Genomic DNA, 18826 nt, shown 5'->3' on the forward strand with positions numbered 1-18826 from the left:
TTGTCAGGTTTCTAGTCAAATCCGATGAAAAAGTGCCTGACGGTAATATGAAATTCGTTCAGTGACGGTTTTTTAATAATTTTCGCCCGTAACTATTGGCGGGCGGAAAGATACATTCAAGTTATGAATCCTTCAGTGATCCTGATCCCAAATGCAATAATCCACTCTCTATGTGGGCATGTTTAGACCATTTATCTGTTAAAAAAACATCAAAGAGAATTTACGGGCGCGAAGGCTACCATTAACGACATGTAGCCTGAAAGACTGGGCCGTAAGTTAGGAGACTTACGCTGTAAAGAAATGGCTTTATAGGATTTTGTGGCAGGTAATTTTGATTAAGGCTGATAATTTACGGTTTGTCATTCCAGGTAATCGTTTGCGTTGGGGATGGATTTGTAAATGACATAGAAGATGCTAATGAATTGCATCAGTAATAAAAAAGCCGGAACGCGTTGGACGCGATCCGGCTTCAACGGAGGAGAAAAGCGTTATTTAATGATTTCGTAGCAAGGGATGTAGGCCGAACCCGGCAGCTTCATGCGGTGCTGAGCGACAAAGCCCTGCAGCATGTCATCCATGCGGCGCATCATCTCCGGGTCGCCGTGGATCTTATACGGCCCAAACTCTTCTATGGCGCGGATACCGACCTCTTTCACGTTACCCGCCACGATGCCGGAGAAGGCGCGACGCAGGTCGGCAGCCAGCACTTCCACAGGCTGGTCGGGATACAGTTTCAGGTTCGCCATATTCTCATGCGATGGCTCAAACGGGATCTGCAGATCCGGCGCGATGCGGATCGACCAGTTAAAGCTGTAGGCATCGCCGGTATCGCGACGGTTCTCTTTCACCAGCGGCATCGCTTTTTTCATCTGGCGGGCCACTTCCGCGGCATCGTCAATGATGATGCGATAGTAACGACGCGCATCTTCACCAAGGGTGTGCACGATAAATTCGTCCAGCACGCGGAAGTAGTCGGCGCTCTCTTTCGGCCCGGTCAGGATCAGCGGCAGGACCTGGTTTTTGTTTGCCGGGTTCATCAAAATACCCAGCAGGTAAAGCAGCTCTTCTGCCGTGCCTACGCCGCCCGGGAAGATGATAATGCCGTGGGCGATACGGACGAACGCTTCAAGGCGTTTCTCGATATCCGGCATGATGATCAGTTCATTCACCAGCGGGTTAGGCGGTTCAGCCGCAATAATGGACGGTTCGGTCATGCCGATGAAACGCCCTTCTTTATAGCGCTGCTGGGCATGACCCACCGCCGCCCCTTTCATTGGCGCTTCCATCGCACCCGGGCCACAGCCGGTGCAGATGTTAAGCTCGCGCAGGCCAAGCTGGGTGCCTACCCGGCGGGCATAGAGGTATTCAGTTTCGTTAATGGAGTGGCCGCCCCAGCAGACGACCATATTCGGCGCTTCGCCCACGTGCAGGGCACGGGCGTTGCGCAGAATAGAGAATACAAGGTTTGTAATATGGACGGAGCTTTCCAGGTCGAGGTGCTGGAAGCGCCCGGCATTGTGGATCTGTCCGTTCACGAACAGAATGTCGCGCAGCACGGCAAACAGGTTGGCCTGCAGAGAGCGAATAATGCGACCGTCGACAAAGGCCTCTTCCGGCGGGTTGATGACCTCAAGCTTCACGCCGCGCTCGCGGCGCAGCACGTTGATATCAAAGCTTTCGAAGCGGGACAGCAGCTCTTTACTGTTGTCGGTCAGGCTTCCGGAGTTCAGTACGGCAAGTGAACAGTTACGAAACAGTTGATAAAGGTCGCTACTGGCCGTGCGTTTAAGCATGTCCACTTCCAGCTGCGACAACATATCCATTGAGCCAAGCGGGCTAATATGTGTAATCAAGTGAGCTCCTTACGGGACGATTATCGTCTTTCCCTGTTGATTACAATAGCCCTGGCTTATGACGTTTCACAACACCCGGCGCGGAATACCGCCCGCATATTATGAAAATATTTATATTACTGCCGGACTAGTCGCCCGGTGGCAGGCACAAAATCGGTATTGGTACGCCACGGGTTGATGTCCAGACCGCCGCGGCGGGTGTAGCGCGCGTAAACGCTCAGCTTTTCAGGCTGGCAGAAGCGCATGATGTCGTTAAAAATGCGCTCCACGCACTGCTCGTGGAATTCGTTGTGATGGCGGAACGACACCAGATAGCGCAGCAGCTTTTCCCGATCGATTTTCGGGCCGCGGTACTGGATCTGCACCGAGCCCCAGTCCGGCTGATGGGTAATCAGGCAGTTGGACTTCAGCAGATGGCTGACTAGCGTCTCTTCAACAACCTTGCCGCTTGCCGCGTTTTCGAGGTAGTCGGTACTGAACTCGTAGCTTTCAACTTCAATGTCCTGATCGTCAATGCAGGCGCCGCTGAAGTGGGCGATGGGTTGCCCTTCCAGCTCGTGCAGGCGGTACAGCGAAACCGCTACGTCGCCCTGCGCGCAGGCGCGTAAATCCCGTTCCAGCGTGCGCTGTACGTCGTCCCAGCTGTCGAATTTGGTCTGGTTAAAGCTATTGAGATAGAGCTTGAAGCTTTTCGACTCGACCAGGTTAACGCTGGCGTAATCCAGCTCCACATGGCCGACGGCCACCTGCGGCAGGCCGCGAGCGTTAAGCCAGGACAGCTCGTATAGCGTCCAGATATCGCCGCCCACAAACGGCAGCGCGTCGGCGTGCAGGCCTAGCGGATCGCGGTTCAGGCTGCGCGGTACGCCCTGCAGCAGGCTTGCATCGTAGGTGTCGCGGTAGTCGGTCGATTTGCCCAGCGTTAAGCCGGTTAACGCCTGATGATTTTCGTAAGACATGTTTCATAGCCACTTTACAGGTACACTTATGGGCTGAGTTTATCCTGTCTTACAAGAAGAGAGAAATCGGTGGATATCGAAACTGCAAATGCCCTTACGACCTTCACGACCCGCTACTGCGACGCATGGCATGAAAAGCAGGGTACGTGGCCGCAAAGCGCCGATCTTTATGGTGTGCCATCGCCATGCATTATCTCAACCCTTGACGACAGCGTACTCTGGCAGCCCAAACCCTTCACGGGTGAGCAGAATGTAAATGCGGTTGAACGCGCAATGGACCTTGTGGTACAACCAGCGGTTCATGCGTTTTATACCACGCAGCTAGCGGGGGATATGGCCGCGCGCTTTGCCGACATATCGCTGACGCTGTTGCAGACCTGGAGTGAAGACGACCTCCAGCGCGTTCAGGAAAACCTGATTGGCCATCTGGTCACGCAAAAACGCCTTAAGCTTTCTCCGACGCTCTTTATCGCTACCCTGGACAGCGAGCTGGATATTATTTCCGTCTGCAACCTGTCCGGAGACGTCGTTAAAGAGACGCTCGGCACCCGCAAACGCGACGTACTCGCCCCTTCACTTGCGGATTTCCTTAGCCAGCTTGAGCCTCTTCTGTAATCCATGATGCTACTGCGTGTGTAAGAGATCTCTTACAAGGTTTGTGAGACATCGCTTAAACATTCAGGATTGTCTCATCGGATTCATATCATTATTGCCCTATTTTTCATTTGCTTATGGGGTTTTTGTGACTTTGTAGATGATGCGCTACTGCATACAGCGCTTACAGAGTGGGTTGTAAGACGAAGCGGAATAGCGGATTCTATCTCTGTCGACAGGATGCCGACACGAGAGACGAACATCAGGATGATGGCGTTTCTTACAAAGGACTCGTCAGGATGGCGCTGCAGGAAGGCTTCAGGATGAAGCAAAGTGGATATCGCAGGATGCGTAAGGGACACCTCCAGGAAGGAGAACGAGAGCCGGTCAGGATGGTCGGTGGGTCAGGATGGCCAGGACGTTTCAGGATGAGACAAACACGTCAGGAAGATGTGTGCAGGATGCAAAAGGTTGACGGATGACCAGGCCTTCGGGCATCAGGAAAAGTTGTCACGGACGAGCAGGGAGCACGAATTGTAGCTGGAATGCTGCGAAACGAACCGGGAGCACTGTTTTTACAGTGCTCCCTTTTTTTATTTCTGCCTTCTGCAATGCTATGCTGCGCGCCGTTCATTTTTTCAGTTGAGGTTCCCATGACGCAACACGATAGCGTTCGTGCTCAGTTGCACGCCATCGAGGCACGCCTGCGCCAACATCAGCTGTGGCAGGAAACTGCGCCGCAGCCAGAGGCGTTTGCAAGCACTCAGCCCTTCTGCCTAGATACGCTGGAGCCGTTTGAGTGGCTGCAGTGGGTATTGATTCCGCGCATGCACGCGCTGCTGGATGGAGGTCATCCTCTCCCGCAGGATTTTGCGGTTTCTCCTTATTATGAAATGGCGCTCGATGCATCGCATCCGGCGCGCCCGGTGATGCTGCCTGAGCTGGAACGCCTGGATGCGCTGTTTGCCGGTGATAATGCATGACGCTTGAGATCCTCTATCAGGACGAGTGGCTGGTGGCGGTGAATAAACCGTCGGGCTGGCTGGTGCACCGCAGCTGGCTGGACCGCGACGAGAAGGTCGTGGTGATGCAGACCGTACGCGACCAGATCGGTCAGCATGTCTTTACCGCCCATCGTCTGGACAGACCAACCTCCGGCGTCCTGCTGATGGGGTTGTCCAGCGAAGCTGGGCGTTTGTTGTCTCAGCAGTTTGAACAGCACCAGATGCAAAAGCGCTACCACGCGATTGTGCGCGGCTGGCTGACGGATGCCGCCACGCTCGATTATCCGCTGGTGGAAGAGCTGGACAAAATTGCCGATAAATTTGCCCGTGATGACAAAGGTCCACAGCCGGCCGTGACGGATTACCGCGGGATGGCGACCGCGGAAATGCCCGTCGCCACCAGCAAATTCCCCACCACGCGCTACAGCCTGGTTGAGCTTTTGCCTAAAACCGGGCGCAAGCACCAGCTACGCCGCCACCTTGCGCACCTGCGTCACCCGATAATCGGCGACAGCAAGCACGGCGATCTTCGCCAGAACCGCAGCGCGGCGGAACATTTTGGCTGTCATCGTCTGATGCTGCACGCAAGCGAGCTAAGCCTGACGCACCCGTTCACCGGCGAGCCGTTGACTATCCGCGCGGGGCTGGATGACGTCTGGATGCAGGCGCTGTCACAGTTTGGCTGGCTTGGACAACTCCCCGAAAATGAAAGGGTTGAGTTTGTCCCGGGCAACGTTCAGGATGAACAGCAGACGCAATAATGACGGGAGCAAAGCATGGCTGAAGTAGGCATTTTTGTCGGCACGATGTACGGCAATTCGCTGCTGGTGGCGGAAGAGGCAGAGGCAATCCTCGCGAACCAGGGCCATAAGGCCACGGTGTATGAAGATCCGGAACTGGCCGACTGGGAAAAATACAAAGATAAATACATCCTGGTGGTGACCTCCACGACCGGACAGGGCGACCTGCCGGACAGCATCGTGCCGCTGTTCCAGGGCATTAAAGACCAGCTTGGCTACCAGCCTGACGTTCACTACGGCATCATTGCCCTGGGCGACAGCTCTTACGCCAATTTCTGCGGCGGCGGCAAGCAGTTCGATGCGCTCCTGCAGGAGCAGAGCGCCCAGCGCGTCGGCGAAATGCTGCTGATTGACGCGGGCGAACACCCGGAGCCAGAAAGCGAATCCAACCCGTGGGTTGAGCACTGGGCAACGCTGCTTAACTAGTTTTGTAGTTTGTACGCCGGGTCAGGCGAAGCCGCCACCCGGCAACAAAGCCGCACGAAAACCTCAATTCCGTGAACCATCTTCCACTGCTTTGGGCTTATGCCCCAAACCGCGTCTCACTCCCCCTTCAATGTTGTGTCGATGCACGGTGAGGAAGAGCGCCACTCCTTCATATACTTTTCCCGTCAGTTACCCAATAAGGCAGCGCTTCACCATAAAACGGCCTTCAGCCGTACCAAAACTGCCGAACACTTATCTCTCATTCTGATTACCCTACAGGTGCTGTACAGAATGAACCAGGCGAAAGCTATGATTCAGGAGTGCAACTATGAGTACATTAAGCCAGGCGGCGAGCAGCGCAGAGAAGCGCACTAACGCTCGCTACTGGATCGTGGTGATGCTGTTTATCGTCACGTCCTTCAACTACGGTGACCGCGCCACGCTATCGATTGCCGGCTCTGAGATGGCAAAAGATATCGGGCTTGATCCGGTCGGCATGGGTTACGTTTTCTCAGCGTTTTCGTGGGCCTATGTCATTGGGCAAATTCCCGGCGGCTGGCTGCTTGACCGCTTCGGCTCCAAACGCGTCTATTTCTGGTCCATTTTTATCTGGTCGATGTTCACCCTGCTGCAGGGCTTCGTTGATATCTTCAGCGGCTTCGGCATTATCATTGCGCTCTTTACCCTGCGCTTCCTGGTGGGCTTAGCCGAAGCGCCGTCCTTCCCCGGCAACAGCCGCATTGTGGCAGCCTGGTTCCCGGCGCAGGAGAGGGGAACGGCGGTGGCGATTTTTAACTCCGCACAGTACTTCGCAACGGTTATCTTTGCGCCAATCATGGGCTGGCTGACGCACGAGGTGGGCTGGTCGCACGTCTTCTTCTTCATGGGCGGGCTTGGGATCGTCATCAGCTTTATCTGGCTGAAGGTGATCCACGAGCCGAACCAGCACCCGGGCGTGAACAAAAAAGAGCTGGAGTACATTGCCGAGGGCGGGGCGCTGATCAATATGGATCAGAAATCCGAAAAAGCAAAAGTGCCGTTCAGCCAGAAATGGGCGCAGATCAAACAGCTCGTCGGCTCGCGCATGATGATCGGTATTTATCTGGGCCAGTACTGTATCAACGCCTTAACCTACTTCTTCATTACCTGGTTCCCGGTTTATCTGGTGCAGGCGCGCGGCATGTCGATTCTGAAAGCGGGGTTTGTCGCCTCGATCCCGGCTATCTGCGGCTTTGTGGGCGGGGTACTCGGCGGTGTGATTTCCGACTGGCTGATGCGCCGTACCGGTTCCCTGAATATCGCGCGTAAAACGCCGATTGTGCTCGGTATGCTGCTCTCCATGACAATGGTGTTCTGTAACTACGTCAGCGCGGAATGGATGATTATCGGCTTTATGGCGATGGCCTTCTTCGGCAAAGGCATTGGCGCGCTGGGCTGGGCGGTGATGGCGGATACGGCACCAAAAGAGATCAGCGGCCTGAGCGGCGGCCTGTTCAACATGTTTGGCAACATCTCCGGGATTGTTACGCCAATCGCCATCGGCTACATCGTAGGTACGACGGGCTCCTTCAACGGTGCGCTGATCTACGTGGGGGTTCATGCCCTGGTGGCGGTGCTGAGTTACCTGGTGCTGGTGGGCGATATTAAACGCGTCGAGCTTAAACCTGTTGCGGAGCGTGGATGATGACAACGCAATCAAGCCCAATCGTGACTGATATGAAGGTCATTCCGGTAGCCGGTCAGGACAGCATGCTGCTCAACATTGGCGGCGCGCACAACGCCTGGTTTACCCGCAATATTGTGGTGCTCACCGACAGCGCAGGAAATTCCGGCGTGGGCGAAGCGCCGGGCGGGGAGGTGATTTACCAGACGCTGGTGGAGGCCATTCCGCAGGTGGTGGGGCAGGAAGTCGCCCGCCTGAACAAAGTGGTTCAGCGGGTGCATAAAGGCAATCAATCAGCAGATTTTGACACCTTCGGGAAAGGTGCCTGGACCTTTGAGCTGCGCGTGAATGCGGTTGCCGCGCTGGAGGCCGCGCTGTTGGATTTACTCGGCAAAGCGCTGAACGTGCCTGTCTGCGAACTGCTGGGGCCGGGCAAACAGCGCGATGCGGTGACGGTTCTCGGTTATCTGTTCTACGTGGGCGATCGCAATAAAACCGACCTGCCGTATCTGGAACGCTCCCCGGGCAACCATGAATGGTATCACCTGCGCCATCAGGAGGCGCTCTCCAGCGAGGCGGTAGTTCGCCTGGCGGAAGCCGCGCAGGACCGCTACGGCTTTAAAGATTTCAAGCTTAAGGGCGGCGTGCTCCCCGGCGAGCAGGAGATTGAAAGCGCGCGTGCGCTGAAAAAACGCTTCCCGGACGCGCGGATCACCGTCGATCCCAACGGCGCGTGGCTGCTGGATGAAGCGATCGACCTTTGCAAAGGTCTGGGGGACGTGCTGACCTACGCGGAAGATCCCTGTGGTGCCGAGCAGGGCTTCTCAGGCCGCGAGGTGATGGCGGAGTTCCGCCGGGCAACCGGCCTGCCGGTCGCCACCAATATGATCGCCACCAACTGGCGCGAAATGGGTCATGCGGTCATGCTCAATTCGGTGGACATTCCGCTGGCAGACCCGCATTTCTGGACGCTTTCAGGCGCGGTGCGCGTGGCGCAGCTCTGCGACGAATGGGGTCTGACCTGGGGATGTCACTCTAACAACCATTTCGATATCTCGTTGGCGATGTTTACCCACGTTGGCGCGGCGGCACCGGGTAATCCGACCGCCATCGACACCCACTGGATTTGGCAGGAGGGGGAAGCCCGCCTGACTCAAAACCCGCTGGAGATCAAAAACGGCAAAATTGCCGTACCGGATGCGCCGGGGCTGGGCGTGGAGCTTGACTGGGATCAGATCCACAAAGCGCACGAGGCGTATAAAAAGCTGCCGGGCGGCGCGCGTAACGACGCAGGCCCGATGCAGTACCTTATCCCCGGCTGGACATTTGACCGTAAGCGCCCTGTTTTTGGACGTCACTGATAAAAGGATTGAACCATGAGCACATTTACTACCCCTGTCGTCACTTCCATGCAGATCGTTCCGGTTGCGGGCCATGACAGCATGCTGATGAACCTGAGCGGCGCGCACGCGCCATTCTTTACCCGCAATATTGTGATTATCAAAGACAATTCCGGGCATACCGGCGTGGGTGAAATTCCGGGCGGCGAGAAGATCCGCAAAACGCTGGAAGAGGCTATTCCGCTGGTTGTAGGCAAAACGCTGGGTGAATATAAAAACATCCTGAATACCGTGCGCAGTAATTTTGCCGACCGCGATGCGGGCGGGCGCGGGCTGCAAACGTTCGACCTGCGCACCACTATCCATGTGGTAACCGGTATAGAAGCCGCGATGCTGGATCTGTTAGGCCAGCATCTGGGCGTAAACGTTGCCTCCCTGTTGGGCGACGGCCAGCAGCGCAGCGAAGTGGAAATGCTGGGCTACCTGTTCTTTGTCGGCAACCGCAAGCTGACGCCGCTGCCGTACCAGAGCCAGCCGGACGAAAAATGCGACTGGTATCGTATTCGTCACGATGAGGCCATGACCCCGGATGCGGTGGTACGCCTGGCAGAAGCGGCTTACGAAAAATATGGCTTCAATGATTTCAAGCTGAAAGGCGGCGTGCTGGCCGGAGAAGAAGAGGCGGAAGCCATTACCGCGCTGGCAAAACGCTTCCCGCAGGCGCGCGTGACGCTGGATCCTAACGGAGCATGGTCGCTTGATGAAGCGATTAAAATCGGTAAGCAGCTTAAAGGCGTGCTGGCCTACGCGGAAGATCCGTGCGGGGCTGAGCAGGGTTTCTCAGGCCGCGAGGTGATGGCGGAGTTCCGTCGGGCGACCGGTTTGCCAACGGCTACCAATATGATCGCTACCGACTGGCGTCAGATGGGGCATACCTTGTCCTTGCAGTCTGTCGATATTCCGCTGGCGGACCCGCACTTCTGGACGATGCAGGGATCGGTTCGCGTGGCGCAGATGTGCCATGAATTCGGCCTGACCTGGGGTTCGCACTCCAACAACCACTTCGATGTCTCTCTGGCAATGTTTACCCACGTTGCGGCGGCGGCCCCCGGCAAAATTACCGCTATCGATACCCACTGGATTTGGCAGGAAGGCAACCAGCGCCTGACGAAAGCGCCGTTTGAAATCAAAGGCGGCATGGTGCAGGTTCCTTCTACGCCGGGTCTGGGCGTTGAGCTGGATATGGACCAGGTGATGAAGGCCCACGAGCTGTATCAGAAACATGGCCTCGGCGCGCGTGACGATGCGCTGGCGATGCAGCATTTGATCCCTGACTGGACATTCGACAATAAACGTCCGTGCATGGTACGATAAACGCATTGGGACCGCTCCCATGGGCGGTCATTTACGTGGTGTATGCTTAACGTAATTAACATGCGTAAGGATGGCTTATGAAAATTGTTATCGCGCCGGACTCGTACAAGGAAAGCCTGAGCGCGCTTGAGGTCGCGACGGCGATAGAGAACGGTTTTCGCGAAATTTTCCCGACGGCGGAATACGTCAAACTTCCGGTAGCGGACGGCGGTGAGGGCACGGTAGAGGCGATGGTTGCAGCCACGGCAGGGCGGATTGTCCCTGTTCCGGTTACCGGCCCGCTGGGCGAGCGTGTGGAAGGATTTTTCGGGCTTTCCGGCGATGAGCAGAGCGCCTTTATCGAGATGGCCGCGGCGAGTGGTCTTGAGCTGGTCGCGCCCGCGCAGCGTAATCCACTGAAAACCACCTCCTGGGGCACCGGTGAGCTGATCCGCCATGCGCTGGATGCGGGCGTTAAGCATATTATTATCGGTATCGGCGGCAGCGCGACGAACGACGGCGGTGCAGGCATGGTACAGGCGCTGGGCGCAAAGCTGCTGGACGCTAAAAAGCAGCCTGTTGCGCAGGGCGGCGGCGAACTGGCGCGTATCGAGCATATCGATCTCAGCGGTCTGGACAAGCGTCTGGCAGACTGCCGAATTGAAGTGGCCTGTGACGTCACCAACCCGTTAATCGGTGAAGACGGTGCTTCTGCCGTGTTTGGCCCACAGAAGGGGGCGACGCCGGAGATGATTGTTACCCTGGACCACGCGCTGGCGCATTATGCGCAGGTTATTGCCCGGGATCTGGATATTGACGTTGTTAATCTCGATGGCGGCGGTGCGGCGGGCGGAATGGGCGCTGCGCTGTACGCCTTCTGCGGCGCGCAGCTGCGTCAGGGAATCGAGATCGTCACCGACGCGCTGCATCTGGCCGAACAGGTTGCAGACGCTGATTTAGTCATTACGGGTGAAGGGCGCATCGACAGCCAGACCATTCACGGTAAAGTGCCGGTCGGCGTGGCGAAAGTGGCTAAACGCTACAACAAGCCGGTTATCGGAATTGCGGGTAGCCTGACGGCGGATGTGGGCGTGGTGCATAATCACGGTATCGACGCCGTGTTCAGCGTGCTCTATACCATTTGCTCGCTGGAAGACGCACTGGAAAACGCCAGCAAAAATGTACAGATGGCGGCGAGGAATATTGCGGCGGTGTTGAAACTGGGGCAGACAGGGTAGTTTCCCCTCACCCCGCCCTCTCCCCTAAGGGGCGAGGGAGAAAAAACCGCACAGTTCTATCCCCTCTCCCTTTTGGGGAGAGGGTTAGGGTGAGGGGTAGCGCCACCGGGCGTTTGCCTCAGTTCCCCAGCACCTTCATCGCTTCCCGCGTCACATTATCCATCTCATCCAGAAGCTCCAGAAACTCAGGTTCAAGATCGGACTCTGGCGTTCCGGCACGCAGCTGCTGTTCCAGCAGCTGGCAGAGATTTTTTAATCGCGGCACGCCGCTATAGCCGCAGCTGCCGTGCAGCTTATGGATAGCTTCCATCAAACCTTCAGGATTTTCACCTACCAGCTGTTCTTCAACCTTATTGCGGATCTCCGGCAGGAACGCGACCAGCATTTGCAGCATGTCGCGGGCTAAATCGGCTTTCCCCGCCGCCTGGCGAAGCGCAAGCTGCCAGTCAAAAGTGGCGTTTGGATTAACGTTGATCTCGGCGGATTCGCTCGTGAAGATATAGGTTCCGCCTATATGCCCCGGCTTATAGCGTATCAGGAGGTTGTGCAGTTTCTCTTCGTCGATGGGTTTTGCCAGGTAATCATTCATCCCGGCACTCAGCAGCTTCTCTTTTTGACCGGCCATCGCGTGCGCGGTCACGGCAATCACCGGGGTTTGCTGCTGGTGAGGGAGCTGGCGGATCAGCTCGCAGGCGCGAATACCATCCATGCCCGGCATCTGAATATCCATCAGAATCAAATCGAACTGCATCTGTTTCGCCCGTTCAACCGCCTGGGAGCCGCTGGTGCACAGTTCGACGTGCTGAACCTGATCCTCCAGCAGCACGCCGATAAGCTTCAGGTTGGCCGGATTATCATCCACCGCCATGACGCTCATCGGTAGTTTTTGCTCGTTATTAACCAGCGGCAGGGCGTGCTGGCTCAGGCGACAGTATTCCGTCAGCGCAGGCAGCAGGCGAGTGGCGGTAAGCGGTTTAAGCAAACAGGCTGCCGCGCCGTCATTTTTCAACTCTTCCGCATTGATTTGCGCATGGCACGGCAGCGCCAGCAGCAGATAATCCGTCATGGACGCAGCCTTCGCCAGACGCTCCTGCTGCATGGTCAGCTCCCCGGTGAAGGTGACCGGAATGCCCATCAGCAGAATATCGTAATGCTCGACGGCCAGCGCGGAGAAGGTTGGGCTGTAGATAACCTCCAGCGGCGTCGTGCTTAACACATCCAGCGTACATTGCGCCGCCGCGGCATTAGGCTCCACGTAGGCAAGCCGCATTCCCTTCAGGCAATCCGTCACCGGGCCATCGGTCAGCACGTTGGGATTAAGGTCAAGGTTGATGTGGAACCAGAACGTCGAACCACGGTTTGGCTGGCTGTGGAAGGAGATATCGCCGCCCATCTCTTTCACCAGTTTTTGCGTGATCACCAGCCCCAGCCCTGTTCCGCCGTGACGCCTTGAGATACTGGCATCCGCCTGGCGAAACGCCTGGAACAGACGCGACTGATCGCGTTCGGGGATGCCGATACCGGTATCGCGGATCTGGATCTCAACCTGCACCTTGTTGTTACTGATAGAGCGTCGTTCCACCAGGATGTCGATGTTGCCGCTTTCGGTAAACTTGATGGCATTCCCGACAAGGTTAGTGATGACCTGCTGGAGACGCAGCGGGTCGCCGATAACGTTATCCGGCACGTCGTTCTTAATGTTGAGCGTCAGCTCAAGCCCTTTATCATGAGACGAGTGCGCAAGCAGCGTGACCACTTCATCCAGCGTGCTGCGAAGCGGGAACGGAATGCTTTCCAGAATCAGCTTGCCCGCCTCCAGCTTGGAGAAGTCCAGCACGTCGTTAATGATTGCCAGCAGGTTATTGGCCGAGCGCTCAATGGTGTGAAGATGGTCGCGCTGGGTGGGATTAAGCTCGCTTTTAAGCGTCAGGCGGGTAAAGCCGATCACGCCGTTCAGCGGCGTGCGCAGCTCGTGCGACATATTCGCCAGGAATTCAGACTTAATACGCGCCGCTTCCTGGGCGCGCTTTTTCGCCAGGTCCAGCTCGACGTTCTGGATTTCCATCTGCTCAAGCGTTTCACGTAAGTCCGACGTGGCCTGATCGACGTTGTGCTGCATCTCTTCGTGGTAGGCCGCCAGCGACATCGCCATCGAGTTGATGCCATTTTTCAGCATATCCAGCTCGCCCAGCATAAATCCTTCCACCCGGCTGTCGAGCTGGCCGCGACGAATGCGGTCTACGGTGTTGACCATGTTGCGAATAGGCCCCGTCACATCGCGCATCAGTCGCCAGCCGAAGATAAGCGCAATGCCGATACAAAACAGCATCATCACGCCGGAGATAAAGATTTCTTTGTACTGCTGCAGCCGTACCGACTTGAGATCCAGCTCCAGCGCCACATATCCCAGCATATTGCTGCTCGATTTGGCATCGGACTGGGCGGACTCATCGGGCGAATAGCTTTCGGAGACGATCGGCGTGCGCAGGATCATGATATCGCCCCGCCGCAGCACCGTGAGGTGGCGCGGGAACGGCGTACCCTCAGGAATTTTCAGGGACGTAGGATCAAGATGAAAATTGGAGGTGACGAACAGGCGGTTGTGTTCGTCGTAAACCGAGATTGCGCGGACGATCTCAGAATGGCGTCGATGCAGTACGCTGATGAGTTGACCAATTGATTCGCGGTTTTGCAGGTTCATTCCGTACTCGCTGGAGACGGCCAGCGGTTCAATAATGCTGGCTCCGGCATCTTCGAGCTGGCGCTGCAAATCGTTATAGCGGTGCACCACAAAGAAGATACTCAGCAGCAAACCGATAAGCACGGTGGGGGCGAGGATCAAAATCATCATGCGAGCACGCAGGCTGTAGTTGGTCATGGAGTTCCGTTATGGGACAATTAGGATAATTATGTTTATTTGAGAACAATCTCAGCAATGGCGCAATTCTACTCTGCAAAGCGACGCGTTACGACGCGTCAGATCATAACTGTTGAAGCCACGGACCTCGACCCTTTCGGTCAGGGGGTGGCGCGTCACAATGGTAAAGCATTGTTTATCACAGGTTTGCTGCCAACGGAACGCGCAGAAATTACGCTGACGGACGATAAGCGCCAGTACGCACGCGGCCAGGTTAAGCGTCGTCTTAGCGATAGCCCTGAACGCGTAGTGCCGCAGTGCCCGCATTTTGGCGTCTGCGGCGGCTGCCAGCAACAACATGCCAGTCCACTTTTACAGCAAAAAAGCAAAAGCAGCGCGCTGTCTCGCCTGCTTAAGCATGAGGTTAATGACGTTATTGCCGATAAGCCCTGGGGCTATCGTCGCCGCGCGCGGTTGAGCCTCAGCTACCAGCCAAAAGCGGCCCGGCTTGAAATGGGATTTCGCAAGTCCGGGTCCAGCGATATTGTCGATATCAAGCAGTGCCCCATTCTGGTGCCCCAGCTTGAGGCATTGCTCCCGGAAGTGCGCGCCTGCCTGTCGGGGTTGGAGGGATTACGCCACCTGGGGCACGTCGAACTGGTGCTGGCAAACAATGGTCCGCTGATGGTGCTGCGTCATACTGCACCGCTGTCGACAAAAGACCGCGAAAAACTGGAACGCTTTTCGCATTCTCACGAGCTGGCTCTTTTCCTCGCGCCCCAAAGCGAGATACTTGAGCAGGTAACGGGAGAAGCTCCCTGGTATGCGTCAAACGGGCTACGCTTAACGTTCAGCCCGCGGGACTTCATTCAGGTGAACGACGGCGTAAATCAGCAGATGATTGAAAAAGCGCTGGCGTGGCTGGATGTTCAGCCAGACGATCGGGTGCTCGATCTCTTTTGCGGAATGGGGAATTTCACCCTCCCTCTGGCGCAGAAAGCGGCCAGCGTGGTGGGCGTAGAAGGCGTCGAGGCGCTGGTGGCAAAAGGGCAGGAAAATGCTCTACAGAACGGCTTGCACAATGTGACATTTTTTCATCAAAACCTTGAGGAAGATGTTACTCAACAGCCGTGGGCAAAACAGGGCTTCGATAAAATACTTCTCGACCCTGCGCGTGCAGGCGCACCCGGCGTAATGCAGCATATAATTAAACTCGCGCCGACGCGCGTGGTCTATGTTTCCTGTAACCCGGCAACGCTTGCCCGAGACAGCGAGGCGTTAGTCAGCGCGGGTTACCAGATTCAGCGTCTGGCAATGCTGGACATGTTCCCGCACACTGGGCATCTGGAATCGATGGTGTTGTTCGAGCACATCTAATTTGTTTGGCTTGTCGACTTCGACAGGCCCTGGTCCCTAAAGGAGAGGACGATGGTTGCGGTAAGAAGTGCACATCTTAATAAAGCTGGTGAGTTTGACCCACAAAAATGGATCGTAAGTCTGGGGATTTCCAGCCAGCAGTCGTGTGAACGCTTAACCGAAACCTGGGCCTACTGTCTGCGCACCACGCAGGGACATCCGGATGCCGAGCTGCTGCTGTGGCGCGGCATCGAAATGGTCGAAATTTTATCCATGCTCAACATGGATATCGAAACGCTGCAGGCGGCACTTCTGTTCCCGCTTGCCGACGCTAACGTTGTTACCGAAGATGTGCTGGTAGAAAGCGTGGGTAAACCCGTCGTCTCGCTCATTCACGGCGTGCGCGATATGGCCGCCATCCGCCAGCTTAAAGCCGCTCAAACCGATTCCGTCTCCTCCGAACAGGTTGATAACGTTCGCCGGATGCTGCTGGCGATGGTGGATGACTTCCGCTGCGTGGTCATCAAGCTTGCCGAGCGCGTTGCGCACCTGCGCGAAGTCAAAGATGCGCCGGAAGACGAACGCGTCCTGGCCGCCAAAGAGTGTACAAACATCTATGCGCCGCTGGCGAACCGCTTAGGCATCGGTCAGCTGAAATGGGAGCTGGAAGATTACTGCTTCCGCTATCTGCACCCTGCGGAATATAAGCGTATCGCCAAGCTCCTGCACGAGCGCCGTATCGATCGCGAACACTACATCGACGAGTTCGTCGGCGGGCTGCGCCAGTCGATGAAAGAAGAAAACGTGCGCGCCGAGGTATACGGTCGGCCAAAACACATCTACAGCATCTGGCGCAAAATGCAGAAGAAACATCTCGCGTTTGACGAGCTGTTCGACGTGCGTGCCGTGCGTATCGTTGCGGAGCGCCTGCAGGACTGCTATGCCGCGCTGGGGATAGTGCATACTCACTTCCGTCATCTGCCGGATGAGTTCGATGATTATGTTGCGAACCCGAAACCGAACGGCTACCAGTCTATTCATACCGTGGTGCTGGGGCCCGGCGGCAAAACGGTTGAGATTCAGATCCGTACCAAACAGATGCACGAAGACGCCGAGCTGGGCGTCGCCGCGCACTGGAAATACAAAGAAGGCACTTCGGGCGGGGTACGCTCCGGTCATGAAGACCGCATTGCCTGGCTGCGCAAGCTGATTGCGTGGCAGGAAGAGATGGCCGATTCCGGCGAAATGCTCGACGAAGTGCGCAGCCAGGTGTTCGATGACCGGGTGTATGTCTTTACGCCGAAAGGCGACGTTGTCGACCTGCCGGCCGGCTCCACGCCCCTCGACTTTGCTTACCACATCCACAGCGACGTGGGACACCGCTGCATCGGCGCGAAAATTAGCGGGCGCATCGTGCCGTTCACCTATCAGCTGCAGATGGGCGACCAGATTGAAATCATCACCCAGAAGCAGCCGAACCCAAGCCGCGACTGGCTTAACCCGAATCTGGGCTACGTTACCACCAGCCGCGGACGTTCTAAAATTCACGCTTGGTTCCGCAAGCAGGATCGTGACAAAAACATCCTTGCCGGACGCCAGATCCTGGACGACGAGCTGGAGCATATCGGCATAAGCCTGAAAGAAGCAGAGAAGTTCCTGCTGCCGCGCTACAACTTCAACGAGCTTGATGAGCTGCTGGCGGCGATTGGCGGCGGTGATATTCGCCTCAACCAGATGGTGAATTTCCTGCAGGCGCAGTTCAACAAGCCGAGCGCGGCGGAGCAGGACGCGGCGGCGCTGAAGCAGCTGCAGCAGAAAACCTATGCTCCCCAGCAGCGCAGTAAAGACAATGGCCGCGTGGTTGTGGAAGGGGTAGGCAATTTAATGCACCACATTGCGCGCTGCTGCCAGCCTATCCCGGGCGACGACATTGTCGGCTTTATCACTCAGGGGCGCGGGATTTCGATCCACCGTTCCGACTGCGACCAGCTCGCCGAGCTTCAGTCTCACGCGCCAGAGCGCATCGTGGAAGCCGTCTGGGGCGAGAGCTACTCTGCGGGCTACTCGCTGGTGGTGCGCGTCACTGCCAACGACCGCAGCGGTCTGCTGCGCGACATCACGACCATTCTCGCCAACGAGAAGGTTAACGTGCTGGGCGTTGCCAGCCGCAGCGACACCCGCGAACAGCTTGCCACCATCGATATGACCATCGAAATCTACAACCTGCAGGTGCTGGGCCGCGTGCTCGGCAAGCTGAACCAGGTGCCGGATGTGATTGACGCGCGTCGTCTGCACGGCGGATAAAATTTTCCTCCTTTGTAGGCCGGGTAAGGCGCAAGCCGCCACCCGGCATTTTTTTATCAGGACAGAACCATGACTCAAATCGACCGCCTGCTCGGCATCATGAAGCACCTCCGCGACCCGGAAAACGGCTGCCCGTGGGACAAAGAGCAAACCTTCGCCACCATCGCACCCTATACGCTTGAAGAGACCTACGAAGTGCTGGACGCCATTTCACGCGAAGATTTCGACGACCTGCGCGGCGAGCTGGGCGATCTGCTTTTCCAGGTGGTGTTCTATGCGCAGATGGCGCAGGAAGAGGGGCGTTTTAACTTTGACGATATCTGTGCCGCCATCAGCGACAAGCTGGAGCGTCGCCACCCGCACATCTTTGGCGATGCCGCCGCAGGCACCAGCGCCGAGGTATTGACCCGCTGGGAGCAAATCAAGAGCGCCGAGCGCGCCGAAAAATCCCAGCACTCCGCGCTGGATGACATTCCGCTAAGCCTGCCTGCACTGATGCGCGCGCATAAAATTCAGAAACGCTGCTCTGCCGTTGGCTTTGACTGGCACTCCCTCGGCCCGGTGCTGGATAAAGTGCATGAAGAGATTGACGAAGTCATGCATGAAGCGCAGCAGGCCGTCGTGGATGAAGCAAAGCTGGAGGAGGAGATGGGCGACCTGCTGTTCGCCACCGTCAATCTTTCGCGCCATTTGGGTGTAAAAGCGGAAACCGCGCTGCAAAAAGCGAACCTCAAATTTGAACGCCGCTTCCGTGAAGTTGAGCGGATTGTGGCCTCGCGCGGCCTGGAAATGACCGGAATTGACCTCGAGGCTATGGAAGAAGTCTGGCAGGAAGTAAAACGGCAGGAATATGATCTCTAACGGAATTTTGCGAGCAAGCGCAATTTGTGTGATTTTTTAAATGACAAGCGCTTGATTTGCGTCAAAAACATTTACCCAAAAGGGGCTATTTTCTCACTCCTTATGTTTGTCATGGCCTGGAATGGAGACGGAGAATGAAAGTTTGTGGCGCTCGCCGTGTTCGGGTATACTACTTTCCCGTCCTGGTTATTCCATCGTTTCACCCTAACTTCTCAGGT

14 protein-coding genes are annotated in these 18826 nt (G+C 56.5%); 11 read left to right on the forward strand and 3 right to left on the reverse strand.

All coding sequences use genetic code 11. The features are described from left to right. Positions 1-488 precede the first annotated feature (488 nt). Positions 489-1853, reverse strand: a complete 1365-nt coding sequence (gene ppnN / locus E0L20_RS09180; protein WP_131633685.1) for a nucleotide 5'-monophosphate nucleosidase PpnN — start codon at positions 1851-1853, stop codon at positions 489-491. Positions 1854-1969: 116 nt separating this feature from the next. After that, a complete protein-coding gene (queF, locus tag E0L20_RS09185; protein ID WP_131633686.1) occupies positions 1970-2812 on the reverse strand; it encodes an NADPH-dependent 7-cyano-7-deazaguanine reductase QueF in 843 nt (280 codons plus the stop codon). Positions 2813-2881: 69 nt separating this feature from the next. Between queF and syd the strand changes: the two genes are divergently transcribed. The 8 genes from syd to E0L20_RS09235 all read left to right on the forward strand — a co-directional run bounded on the left by syd (position 2882) and on the right by E0L20_RS09235 (position 11230). Then, entirely contained in the window at positions 2882-3427 is a 546-nt protein-coding gene (syd, locus tag E0L20_RS09190) for a SecY-interacting protein (protein ID WP_131633687.1), read from the forward strand. A 632-nt stretch (positions 3428-4059) separates the two neighbouring features. Continuing rightward, positions 4060-4389 (forward strand): YqcC family protein, encoded by a 330-nt coding sequence (locus E0L20_RS09200; protein WP_131633689.1) that lies wholly within the window; start codon positions 4060-4062, stop codon positions 4387-4389. Continuing rightward, entirely contained in the window at positions 4386-5171 is a 786-nt protein-coding gene (gene truC / locus E0L20_RS09205) for a tRNA pseudouridine(65) synthase TruC (RefSeq protein WP_131633690.1), read from the forward strand. Before E0L20_RS09200 ends, truC begins: the two co-directional genes overlap by 4 nt. Positions 5172-5186: 15 nt before the next feature. Continuing rightward, entirely contained in the window at positions 5187-5636 is a 450-nt protein-coding gene (locus E0L20_RS09210) for a flavodoxin (RefSeq protein WP_131633691.1), read from the forward strand. Between the two features lie 328 nt (positions 5637-5964). Next, a complete protein-coding gene (gudP, locus tag E0L20_RS09220; protein WP_131633692.1) occupies positions 5965-7320 on the forward strand; it encodes a galactarate/glucarate/glycerate transporter GudP in 1356 nt (451 codons plus the stop codon). Next, positions 7320-8660, forward strand: a complete 1341-nt coding sequence (locus E0L20_RS09225; RefSeq protein ID WP_131633853.1) for an enolase C-terminal domain-like protein — start codon at positions 7320-7322, stop codon at positions 8658-8660. The genes gudP and E0L20_RS09225 overlap by 1 nt, the downstream gene beginning before the upstream one ends. Positions 8661-8675: 15 nt before the next feature. Next, the gene (gudD, locus tag E0L20_RS09230) at positions 8676-10013 is read left to right on the forward strand and encodes a glucarate dehydratase (protein WP_131633693.1); all 1338 of its coding nucleotides are present in this window, start codon (positions 8676-8678) and stop codon (positions 10011-10013) included. A 77-nt stretch (positions 10014-10090) separates the two neighbouring features. Next, the gene (locus E0L20_RS09235; RefSeq protein ID WP_131633694.1) at positions 10091-11230 is read left to right on the forward strand and encodes a glycerate kinase; all 1140 of its coding nucleotides are present in this window, start codon (positions 10091-10093) and stop codon (positions 11228-11230) included. A gap of 118 nt (positions 11231-11348) precedes the next feature. Here E0L20_RS09235 and barA read toward each other — a convergent pair whose 3' ends face one another. Then, on the reverse strand, positions 11349-14108 hold the full coding sequence (gene barA, locus E0L20_RS09240) for a two-component sensor histidine kinase BarA (RefSeq protein ID WP_131633695.1): 2760 nt from the start codon (positions 14106-14108) through the stop codon (positions 11349-11351). Between the two features lie 57 nt (positions 14109-14165). Here barA and rlmD point away from each other — a divergent pair, with 57 nt between their 5' ends. The 3 genes from rlmD to mazG all read left to right on the forward strand — a co-directional run bounded on the left by rlmD (position 14166) and on the right by mazG (position 18608). After that, positions 14166-15464 (forward strand): 23S rRNA (uracil(1939)-C(5))-methyltransferase RlmD, encoded by a 1299-nt coding sequence (gene rlmD, locus E0L20_RS09245; protein ID WP_131633696.1) that lies wholly within the window; start codon positions 14166-14168, stop codon positions 15462-15464. Between the two features lie 51 nt (positions 15465-15515). Continuing rightward, positions 15516-17747, forward strand: a complete 2232-nt coding sequence (gene relA / locus E0L20_RS09250) for a GTP diphosphokinase (RefSeq protein ID WP_131633697.1) — start codon at positions 15516-15518, stop codon at positions 17745-17747. A gap of 69 nt (positions 17748-17816) precedes the next feature. Further along, the gene (gene mazG, locus E0L20_RS09255) at positions 17817-18608 is read left to right on the forward strand and encodes a nucleoside triphosphate pyrophosphohydrolase (protein ID WP_131633698.1); all 792 of its coding nucleotides are present in this window, start codon (positions 17817-17819) and stop codon (positions 18606-18608) included. Positions 18609-18826 lie beyond the last annotated feature (218 nt).

Source organism: Enterobacter wuhouensis, assembly GCF_004331265.1.
GTDB classification, from domain to species: domain Bacteria; phylum Pseudomonadota; class Gammaproteobacteria; order Enterobacterales; family Enterobacteriaceae; genus Enterobacter; species Enterobacter wuhouensis.